Origin of the sequence: Haematobacter genomosp. 1 (assembly GCF_002196855.1) — a bacterium.
Taxonomy (GTDB): Bacteria; Pseudomonadota; Alphaproteobacteria; order Rhodobacterales; family Rhodobacteraceae; genus Haematobacter.
Genome location: NZ_NIPW01000031.1, coordinates 23651 through 32261 on the forward strand (window position 1 = coordinate 23651; position 8611 = coordinate 32261).

Genomic DNA, 8611 nt, shown 5'->3' on the forward strand with positions numbered 1-8611 from the left:
CTGGAACCGCGCGCCCACCCGGTGCAAACAGGGGAAAACCGAGCGGAGGCCGGACATGCAGACACCCGAACGGATCGATGTGGTTGCCGATGTGGGCGGCACGAATACCCGTGTCGCCATCGCCCGGGGCGGCAGGGTCGATGCGGCTACCATCCGCCGCTTCGCCAATACCCGGCATGGCTCGCTGGCGGAGGTGTTGCGCCAGTTCGGCGCGGACATGGGCCTGCAGCGTTGCGACAGCGCCTGCGCGGCCATTGCCGGGCCGGTGCGGGATCATATCGGGCGGCTGACCAATCTCGACTGGTCCGCCGATCCCGACCTGCTCCGCGATGCGACGGGAGCGGCCCGGGCGGCGGTGTTGAACGATCTCGTGGCGCAGGGCTATGCGCTCGACGCGATACCCGAAGGGGAGATCACCCCGGTCTTTGCCGGGAGCAACGCAGGGCCGGGTGCCACTCGGCTGGTGATCGGGGTCGGCACCGGTTTCAACGCCGCCGCCGTGCACGAAACCGCCGCGGGACGGGTCGTCCTGCCGTCGGAGGCGGGCCATGTCACCCTGCCGGTCCGCACGGAAAAGGCGCTGTCCCTCGTGCGCGCACTGGAGGGCGTGCATGGCTTCGTCGGGGTGGAGGACATCCTCTCCGGGCGCGGCGTGACGCGGATCGACGCCTGGCTCGGCCATGGCGCGCCGGCCCGCGATACCGCCGCCATCATGGCCGCACTGGAAGCAGGCGAGCCGCGCGCGGTGGAGGCAGGGCGGATCTTCGTTCGCCTGCTTGGCGCCGTCGCCGGTGATCTGGCGCTGATCCACTTGCCCTTTGGCGGGATCTACCTGATCGGCGGGGTGGCGCGCGCCTTCCTGCCGTGGTTCGACGCCTTCGGCCTGTCGGACGCCTTCCGGGAGAAGGGGCGCTTCGGCCCCTTCATGGCCGACTTCGGCCTGTCGGTGATCGAGGACGACTTCGCAGCCCTCACGGGCTGCGCTGCCTATCTCGCCGCCACCGCGCCCTGACCGTCAGGACACCGCCGCGACCGCCCTGACCGGCCGCGCCGCGCGGAAGGCCCCGCTGTCCAGCCGACCGTTGGAATAGACCATCCGCCCGCCGCGCAACGTGGCGACGACATGGCCCAGACCCTCGTCCGTGGCGGCGATCAGGTCGGCGCGGCGGCCGACGGCGATGGCCCCGCGATCCTTCAGCCCCAGCGCCTCCGCCACGTTTCCGGCGGACAGCCGTGCGGCACCCGCCAGCCCGTTCGGATCGCTCTTGGCCAGCTCCAGAACGGCGGGCAGCATCGCGGAGGGGTGATAGTCGGAGGCGAGGATATCCAGCAGACCCGCCGCATGCGCCGCGCGGGCCGAGAGGTTACCCGAATAGCTCTGGCCGCGCAGCGCGTTCGGCGCACCCATCACCGTGGCCAGCCCGCGACTGCGCGCCTCCACCGCCGCTTCCTCCGTCACCGGGAATTCGCTGATGCAGACGCCAAGCGCGGCCATGATACCGACCTTCGCCACGGTATCGTCATCATGGCTCGCCAGCGCCACGCCATTCGCGTGACAGGCAGTGGAGATGCGGGAGAGCGTCGCGGCCAGTTCCTCCTCCGGGCGTGTGCGTTCGGCGATGCGTTCGGCCACGGCAGCGGCGGCTTCCTCCGCCGAGAGTCCCTTTTCCGCCATGGTCCGCTCCACCACGCGCTCGATGTCGCGATACTGGCCCTGCCCCGGCGTATGGTCGGTGAGGGAGATAAGCTCCACGCTCCCCTCGGAGATCAGTTCATGCACCACGTCGAGCGCCTTGGGAAAGGTGATCTCGAACCGGGCATGAACCCGATGCTCGATGAGCAGATCGCCCCGCATCCGGCGAAGCGCCCGGATGACCTCCGTCGTGTGGTCATAGCTCCTGAGGTGCCCATAGGTGGAGGCAGGGCTGAAGGACAGCGCGGCGTAGGCGGTGGTGAAGCCCGAGCCGGCCAGCTTCCTGTCCAGATCGCGGATACCCAGCTCCAGCGGCATGTGGACGGAGGGGCGCGGCTCCACCTCCCGCTCGATCATGTCGCCATGCATGTCGATGAAGCCCGGCATGAGCAGAAGCCCGTCGCCCGCAACCGCCGCGCCCGCGACAGGGCCTTCCACGATATCGGCAATCCGGCCGTCTTCCACACGGACGGAGCCGCTCTCCAGCACGTCATCCGGCAGGATGACCCGGAAATCACTGAGCCACATGTTCCAACTCCTTCGTGGACAGGTCGAGTTCTGCGTCGATCAGCCCGGCCACATCGCCGGGATGGTGAAAGACGCCGATCATCGCGACGCCCTCGGTTTTCAGTTGCCGCAACCGGCGCACCAGCGCCCCTCGCGCGCCCGCGTCGAGCGAGGCCGTCGGCTCGTCGAGCATCAGGAGCCGCTGCGGCAGGATGAGCGCGCGGGCGAGGTTCACCTTCTGCTGCTCCCCGCCCGAGAAGGTGGACGGATAGGCCGCCCAAAGCTCGCGCTTCACCCCGAACTCCGCCAGGGCCGCACGCGCGGCTTCCAGCGCCTCGGCAGCGGGGCGCCCGGCGAGGCGCAGCGGTTCGGCCACGATATCCTCCGCCGCGACACGGGGGCGGGCGATGAGAAACTGGGTGACGAACCCGATCTCCCGCCGCCGGAGCAGCGCCACATCGACATCCGCCGCAGTGGCAAGGTCGATCCTCCCCTCCGCAGTGTTGAGCCAGATATGGCCGCCCTTCGGCAGATAGGTCCGGTAGAGCGTCCGCAGCAGCGTGGACTTGCCCGCGCCGTTGTGCCCGCTGAGCAGCAGGAACTGACCGGGATGCAGACGGAAGCTCACCCCCTCGAATGCCGGGAGGCGCTGGTGGAGATGGTGCATGTCGAAATGCTTGGCGAGCCCTTCGACTTCGAGCACGGGGAGGGAGCGGTGCATCATGGTCACCTCACAGTTTGGCATGAACGAGGGACTGGGTGTAGTCATGCTGCGGGTCCTGAAAAATCTGGTCGGCAAGTCCCTGCTCGACCACGCGTCCCCGGCGCATCACCATCACCCGGTCCGCCATGGTGCGGATGACGCCCAGATCGTGGCTGACCAGCACCATGGTGATCGACCGGTCGCGTTGCAGCCGTTTCAGCGTGTCCAGCACCAGCGCCTGCACCGAGACATCAAGCCCGGTGGTCGGTTCGTCCAGCAGCAGCAGCGCGGGTTCCAGAGCGATAGCCTTGGCAAGCTGAACCCGTTGCTGCATCCCGCCCGACAGCTCGATCGGGCGCGCATCCATCCGCTCCAGCGGAAATTCGGATGCCGCCAGCGCCTCCTTCGCCTTTTCGCGCAGCGTGGCGAAGCGACGCTCCCCCGCGATCAGCAGCCGCTCGGCGACATTGCCGGAGGAGGAGTTGCGCATCAGAAGCCCCAGATGCGGGTTCTGATAAACGATCCCCACATGGCGCGCGCAGAGCATCCGCCGCGCATAACGGTCGAGGTCGAAGAGGTTGCCCTCCGCCCCCGGAATCGCCAGCCTGTAGTCACCGGTGTCGGGCGTGTCCTCAAGGTTCATCATGCGGAGCAGCGTGGATTTTCCCGACCCGCTCTCGCCGACGATGCCCAGAACCTCGCCGGGATAGACCGTCACATCCACATCGTCGAGCGCCGTCACCCTGCCGAAGCGGCGGGAAATGCCGGTCATTGTCATGATCGGCGGCGTCGTCATCAGGCGCGGCGCGGCGCGGCCCGTTCCTTCAGCAATCCGGGTCATTTCATCACCCCGTTCACATACCATGTTTCTCCGGGGGCGACGCCCTCGCCCTCCGCCGCCCGGATGTGTTTGACGGCATATCCCGAGTCCGACAGCTCATGGATCGAGCCGCCGTCGGCCTGCGGAATTTCGTTCATGAAGAAGCCTTTGACGCCCGTGCGCCCGCAGGTGAGCCCGGCGTGATCCTCCACCCGGTAGGGCACGTCGGAAAACGCCAGCGGTTCCACCGGCGTAAACGGCGGCACGGCGAAGATGCGTTTTTCCCGCCCCGCCGACAGCAGCGTCAGATGCTGCGCCATGTTGAGCTTCGGCACGTCCCAGCGCGGGATTGGCGACGGCGTCATCACGTGCCGCCCGTTGACCAGCGCCGGGTATGAGGCACCCTGCATGATCCGCCCGGACCGCACGATCTGCTCATAGAGCACCAGCCAGAGCCGCCCGTAATCGGCATCGGCATGCATCTGCCGCGCCACGGAGATGTTCGGCTCCACCGGGCGGAGCGGCTCCGGGTTCGGCACCTGGAGGACGAGCACCTGATCCTCGCGCATCACCTCCTCCGGGATGCGGTGGCGGGATTGCAGGATCGTGGCCTCCGCCGTGTCCTCCGTGCCCTGCGCACCCGCCACGCGGGCGACGAACTGGCGGATGGAAACGGCATTCACGCTGTCATCCGCGCCCTGATCGATCACCTTCACCACGGAGGCGGGGTTCACGAGCGTCAGCGTCACCTGAAGCCCGCCCGTGCCCCAGCCGCGCGCCATAGGCACTTCGCGGCTCGCATAGGGGATCTGGCAGCCGGGCACGGCGATGGCCTTCAGCATGGCGCGGCGCATCTCGCGCTTGGCGGAAGGGTCGAGGAAGCCGTAGCTCATCGCCTCCCAAGGGCGGGTAAGGTCGCTCAGGGCGGTCATGGGGTCGGCTCCTCGATTTTCTCCTCGGCCGGGCTGGCGTGCGGATCGGCTTCAGGGACAGTCGCCGCCTTCAGCGCCCGTGCGTCGCGCATTGCGTCGAGCGAGGACTGGAAGGTCACGTAGTGCGGCAGCTTGAAGTGGATGCAGAAGCCGGAGGCTTCCACTGGCTCGGTGTGGTAAAGGAAGAACTCCTCCTCCGTCGGTGATCCCTTTGCCGCGCCCGGCGCGTTCAGGTCGAGCGTCGCGGCCGAGATCACCTTCACCTCGTTCCAGCCCAGCGTGGCGGAGAAACCCAGCCGGATCTGGCTGGACGTGTCCTTTGCCGCGACCTCCGCCTGCGAGACCCTGACACGTCCTGCCGCGAATATCGTTCCGCGCGGATGGCGCACGCGCAGTTCCGCCTCCGCCAGCCGCAGCTCATTCACCGTCGGGTGAGCATTGCCGTAGCCCCGCATGGCCGAATAGCCCAGTGCCAGAACGCCGCCAGTGTCAGCTCTTGCAAGGCTTTGGAGCGTATGCGCGCGTTTTGCCGGGAAAAGGAGCGGCTCCCGCGTGAGATCTGGAATATTTTCCGGCGCCACATTTTCGCGCGGCGGGTCGGCCACGAGGCCCTCGGCCTTTTGCCAGGCGGCAAGCGAGGGCTGAAATGCCGGAGCAGGCATCGCCGCGCGCTCCACCGGCTCTGGCACCAGCGGCGCGCCTTCCAGAACACCCGTCGCCAGAAGGCGGTGGGCGTAGTCCAGCGTCGGGCCGAGGATCTGACCGCCCGGAATGTCCTTGAAGGCCGCGGAAATGCGGCGGTGCGTGAACAGCGCCTCCTGTATCACCGGCTCCGCCACCATCAGCCGGGGCTGGGTCGTGCGCCACGCGCGGAGCAGAAGCACCGTCTCGTAAAGATCGCCGCCCGTCTGGGAGAGCGCGAGCGCGGCCAGTTCCGGCTCATAGAGCGAGGCCTCGCCCATCACCCGGTCCACGAGCCAGGGCAGCGCCGCGGCGACAGCGGCGACACGGCTCTGGTCGATGGTGCCCAGCCCCTCCCGGTAAAGCCGCTCCGCCTGCGCGATGGCGCGTTCTCCGCCGCGCGTTGCAACATAAGCCATCAGAGCACCTCGATGCGGGTGGAGCGGGGCAGACCGATGATCCGGTCTCCGTCCACGAGGAACAGGTCGAAGCCGAGCGGGTAGGCCACGCGCTCGGCACGTATGTCCCAAAGCTCCGGCGGCAGAGCCGCGGCAATGGTGACAGAACCGTCGATCCCCGGACCGGCGAGTCGCAGACGGGGCCCGCGCTCCAGCGGCGCGGCGACGACCAGCGTCGCCCCCGCTTCAGGGTGGATCGCGGAGCCGGTCCGAGCCTGCCGGAACGCCGCCTCCGCGCCGCTGGCAAGAAACAGGTAATCGGCAGTGTTCAGACGGGCAGGCCGCGCACCCGTGCGGTCGATGAGGCGCTGAAGCCCCTCGTCATCCGTGAAGGCCGTGACCTCCAGATCCACGAGCGCCTGCGCCACCGGGGCGAGCCCCGGCTCCGGCAGCCGCCGCTCCACGCCCGGGCGGGACAGCGCCCACATCAGCGCCTCGAACGTGGCATTGTCACGGGTTTCGTCGATATTCGGCAGGGGAGCAGCCATCAGAACGTCTCCATCTCGACGCGAGTCGCCTCAACGGCGCGGAGGGTGTCACGGTCCCCGGCGGCCTGACGCGCGGCCTCAGCTGTCACGAAACGCTCGATCTCCGGCCGGCCGACGTCTTCGGCATATGCGGCATCCGTCAGCGCCATCGCCATCGCCCGCTCCAGATCGCGGCCGATCACCATGCCATAGCCCTCGGTCCCGGAGGTGAGGCGCAGATGGGCTTCCGCCACCAGAACCTCGCCCAGGTGGAAATCCGTCCCCTTCACCGTGTCGCGCATCGGCAGCATGACGAGGCCGGTGCGGCTCGCCAGCACTTCCACCTCCCCCAGCCGGGGAAGCAGCCCCTCCGCCAGCGCCTTCAGCGCCGCGGCATCGGCCCGCGCCAGTGTAGCGAGCAGGCGCGCATGATCGTCTCCCCCCGCGGGGGGGAGGCTGTTCTGGTCGAACATCTTGTCCTCTTTCTGTTGCCGGTCAGAACCGGCTGTCGTCAGGCCGTTCCGCGCCCGGCGGATCGGTGTCGAAGGTGAACTGCACCCGCTCCGCCGACCAGACCGCTTCGGAATGGCCGATCGGTTGGCCTGCCTCGTCCACGTCGGTCTTCTGCACGACAAGGACGGGCAGCAACGGATGCTGGGCAAGCAGGCGCGCTTCCTCCTCCTCCGCCCGGCGGGCGAAGATGGTGGTGGAGCGCCGGAAATAGTCGGTCACGCCATGAGCGGCATAGATGTCGCTGACGGCCTGCCCCGCCGCGCGGCGCTCTGCGAAATCAGGAAACCGCGCGGCGCAGCACCAGGAGAGGCCGAGGCTGATCGGCACGTCATCGGCCAGCCCCCGGTTCAGCAGCCGGTGAACGGCAGCACCCTCCTCCAGCGCCAGCGCACGGGCGATCCGGGCGGGCGCAGGCACGATTTCCGCCGAAATCTGATCGCCCCCGGGCGCCAGACCCTGCTCCTGAAGGTTCTGGCGGAAGCGGGTCCTGCGGCCGATGTGATAGTTGATGAGCGGGGCCGATTCCACGAAAGTTCCCCGCCCCTGCTCCACCCGCAGCTTGCCCTCCACCGCAAGGGCGGCGACAGCGCGGCGGATTGAATGCCGGCCCGCGCCGAAAAGCTGGCACAGTTCGGGCTCTGTCGGCAGCCTGTCGCCGGGCGAAAAGCTGCCCGAGGCGATCTCCTCCGAAATCCTGTCCCGGATCATCTGCCAGTTCTCGCGCCCCATGTGAGCCTCCGAGTCATTCGAATGAATTATGAATAGCTGCAGACTATGACGGCAAGATGAAATACAAAGACCTCGCGGAAAAAATTCCACGGCTCTGCAAATATTTGTATGTCTTTGAAATGTCGTCAAATATTCACGAAATTATTATTGCAGAATGCCGCGAGTGCGCCGTAACCGTTTGACACCCCTCGCCGGCGAACGACCGCGAAGGGGTCAGGAGGATAAGATGAGGACAGCGATCTTCGCGGTGGTCGGCCCATCGGGCGCCGGCAAGGACACGGTGATCGCCGCGGCGCTCGCGCACAGGCCAGAGATCCACCGCGTCCGCCGCGTCATCACGCGGCCCACCGAAGCCGGCGGGGAAGACTTCGAGGGCGTGAGCGAAGCGCTATTCCAGAAGCGGCTGGCAGCGGGCGATTTCGCCCTGCACTGGCAGGCGCACGGCCTGTCCTATGGTATTCCGTGGTCGGAAATAATCTCCGGGCGAGACGTGCTGTTCAACGCCTCCCGCGCGATGGTGGAAAGGGCCGTTGAGGTCTTTCCCGCGCTGCGAATTCTTCAGATCACCGCCCCGCCGGAAGTGCTCGCCCACCGCCTTGCCCAGCGCGGGCGGGAAACCGCAGGGGAAATCGCGCAACGCCTTGTCCGTGATACCGCGCCTCTCCCGCGAAACCTCGCTGTCAGCACGATTGACAATGGCGGGGCGCTGGAGGTTGCCGTCGAGCAGTTCCTTCACGCGCTGGACCGGGTGTCGCGTCGAGTTATGGGGTAGCCCGATCCTAATCGCTGCCCTTTTCTGAGCGGATTTACGCATAAGGCACAGCACCGAAAGCAGGCTCTTTTCTTGCGAAACCGGCACCCCGCACGGGACGACTGCCGGTTTCGGCAGCACGAAGATAGGTCGTGACCGAGAACCTCGAGAGCGGACATGGTGAGGCGAAAGCTCAGCCGGGACGCGGTGAGGCGGGTAACAGACCGGAGCGTTGCGATGACGCAGGTCGCGCGTGACCTTGGTATCGCCGAGAGCGTATTTCGGGCGATGGATGCGAGAATGGAGCCTAGCCCTGCCGCCGTCTTTCCCTGGAACGGGCATTGTTGCACTTATCGG

Annotated in this window: 10 protein-coding genes; 2 read left to right on the forward strand and 8 right to left on the reverse strand. The window is 67.4% G+C overall.

What is annotated here, in order from left to right:
* Positions 1–55 precede the first annotated feature (55 nt).
* Complete coding sequence (locus tag CDV49_RS15810) at positions 56–1012, forward strand: glucokinase (RefSeq protein WP_088216378.1); 957 nt, start codon at positions 56–58, stop codon at positions 1010–1012.
* A gap of 3 nt (positions 1013–1015) precedes the next feature.
* On the opposite strand, the gene CDV49_RS15815 is transcribed toward CDV49_RS15810, so the two are convergent.
* Genes CDV49_RS15815 through phnF form a run of 8 tightly spaced genes read right to left on the reverse strand, consistent with a single transcriptional unit; the run spans position 1016 to position 7503 of the window.
* On the reverse strand, positions 1016–2221 hold the full coding sequence (locus tag CDV49_RS15815; protein ID WP_088216379.1) for an alpha-D-ribose 1-methylphosphonate 5-triphosphate diphosphatase: 1206 nt from the start codon (positions 2219–2221) through the stop codon (positions 1016–1018).
* A complete protein-coding gene (locus tag CDV49_RS15820) occupies positions 2208–2921 on the reverse strand; it encodes a phosphonate C-P lyase system protein PhnL (protein ID WP_256947374.1) in 714 nt (237 codons plus the stop codon). The genes CDV49_RS15815 and CDV49_RS15820 overlap by 14 nt, the downstream gene beginning before the upstream one ends.
* Positions 2922–2931: 10 nt before the next feature.
* Entirely contained in the window at positions 2932–3744 is an 813-nt protein-coding gene (locus tag CDV49_RS15825) for an ATP-binding cassette domain-containing protein (RefSeq protein WP_088216380.1), read from the reverse strand.
* Entirely contained in the window at positions 3741–4655 is a 915-nt protein-coding gene (locus CDV49_RS15830; RefSeq protein ID WP_088216381.1) for an alpha-D-ribose 1-methylphosphonate 5-phosphate C-P-lyase PhnJ, read from the reverse strand. The genes CDV49_RS15825 and CDV49_RS15830 overlap by 4 nt, the downstream gene beginning before the upstream one ends.
* Positions 4652–5755 (reverse strand): carbon-phosphorus lyase complex subunit PhnI, encoded by a 1104-nt coding sequence (locus tag CDV49_RS15835; RefSeq protein ID WP_088216382.1) that lies wholly within the window; start codon positions 5753–5755, stop codon positions 4652–4654. Before CDV49_RS15835 ends, CDV49_RS15830 begins: the two co-directional genes overlap by 4 nt.
* The gene (phnH, locus tag CDV49_RS15840) at positions 5755–6282 is read right to left on the reverse strand and encodes a phosphonate C-P lyase system protein PhnH (protein ID WP_088216383.1); all 528 of its coding nucleotides are present in this window, start codon (positions 6280–6282) and stop codon (positions 5755–5757) included. The genes CDV49_RS15835 and phnH overlap by 1 nt, the downstream gene beginning before the upstream one ends.
* On the reverse strand, positions 6282–6734 hold the full coding sequence (phnG, locus tag CDV49_RS15845; RefSeq protein ID WP_088216384.1) for a phosphonate C-P lyase system protein PhnG: 453 nt from the start codon (positions 6732–6734) through the stop codon (positions 6282–6284). Before phnG ends, phnH begins: the two co-directional genes overlap by 1 nt.
* 22 nt (positions 6735–6756) lie before the next feature.
* Positions 6757–7503, reverse strand: a complete 747-nt coding sequence (phnF, locus tag CDV49_RS15850; protein WP_088216385.1) for a phosphonate metabolism transcriptional regulator PhnF — start codon at positions 7501–7503, stop codon at positions 6757–6759.
* Between the two features lie 226 nt (positions 7504–7729).
* Here phnF and phnN point away from each other — a divergent pair, with 226 nt between their 5' ends.
* Positions 7730–8275 carry a phosphonate metabolism protein/1,5-bisphosphokinase (PRPP-forming) PhnN gene (gene phnN, locus CDV49_RS15855; RefSeq protein ID WP_088216386.1) on the forward strand — a complete coding sequence of 182 codons (546 nt, stop codon included), beginning with the start codon at positions 7730–7732 and terminating at the stop codon, positions 8273–8275.
* Positions 8276–8611 lie beyond the last annotated feature (336 nt).

Excerpts from the sequence above, each read along its gene's own strand:
- CDV49_RS15810 (WP_088216378.1), top strand. The coding sequence starts at position 56 with ATGCAGACACCCGAACGGATCGATGTGGTTGCCGATGTGGGCGGCACG.
- CDV49_RS15815 (WP_088216379.1), bottom strand. The coding sequence starts at position 2,221 with ATGTGGCTCAGTGATTTCCGGGTCATCCTGCCGGATGACGTGCTGGAG.
- CDV49_RS15820 (WP_256947374.1), bottom strand. The coding sequence starts at position 2,921 with ATGCACCGCTCCCTCCCCGTGCTCGAAGTCGAAGGGCTCGCCAAGCAT.
- CDV49_RS15825 (WP_088216380.1), bottom strand. The coding sequence starts at position 3,744 with ATGACCCGGATTGCTGAAGGAACGGGCCGCGCCGCGCCGCGCCTGATG.
- CDV49_RS15830 (WP_088216381.1), bottom strand. The coding sequence starts at position 4,655 with ATGACCGCCCTGAGCGACCTTACCCGCCCTTGGGAGGCGATGAGCTAC.
- CDV49_RS15835 (WP_088216382.1), bottom strand. The coding sequence starts at position 5,755 with ATGGCTTATGTTGCAACGCGCGGCGGAGAACGCGCCATCGCGCAGGCG.
- phnH (WP_088216383.1), bottom strand. The coding sequence starts at position 6,282 with ATGGCTGCTCCCCTGCCGAATATCGACGAAACCCGTGACAATGCCACG.
- phnG (WP_088216384.1), bottom strand. The coding sequence starts at position 6,734 with ATGTTCGACCAGAACAGCCTCCCCCCCGCGGGGGGAGACGATCATGCG.
- phnF (WP_088216385.1), bottom strand. The coding sequence starts at position 7,503 with ATGGGGCGCGAGAACTGGCAGATGATCCGGGACAGGATTTCGGAGGAG.
- phnN (WP_088216386.1), top strand. The coding sequence starts at position 7,730 with ATGAGGACAGCGATCTTCGCGGTGGTCGGCCCATCGGGCGCCGGCAAG.